This is a genomic window from Lysinibacillus sp. 10T31, from assembly GCF_056394365.1.
Map to the genome: position 1 here is coordinate 1 of NZ_JBFTHS010000233.1, position 405 is coordinate 405.

Sequence of the window (405 nt, forward strand, 5' to 3'; positions counted from 1 at the left end):
GTACGGTAGTCTCGTTCACGGCTTCACCGTGCATTACGCTCGTCGCAAAACTCCCGGCGACTCACCGCCCTTCACCGATGAACATGAAATACGCTACTGGACGGACGCCCATGACCCTGCTCAGCAATGCTGGTACCTGACACAGGTCAAGGCATTGCCCATCCACCATATGGGTAATGACCAGCCGAACCCTGAGGCCTGGCGCCTGGGCCTGCCTTATCAGCAGCGCAGCAATGCCCTGGTGCTGGAAAAATCAGAGCTGAGCGCCGAGGAGATCAACCATGAAAGCTTCCTTGATAAGAGCAAGGACGATGGCGACTGGGCGAAACAGTCGGTGCTGACCGGTTTGTCGTTGCAGCGCTACATGGACCCGCTCAGTGGTCAACCCCTGACGCCGGGCAAAGC

At 58.3% G+C, this 405-nt stretch carries 1 protein-coding gene; it reads left to right on the forward strand.

Annotation, left to right across the window (positions count from 1 at the left end; all coding sequences use genetic code 11):
• A partial coding sequence (locus AC1DCY_RS27800) for a toxin TcdB middle/C-terminal domain-containing protein (RefSeq protein ID WP_477356036.1) occupies positions 1–405 on the forward strand: 405 nt, incomplete at both ends.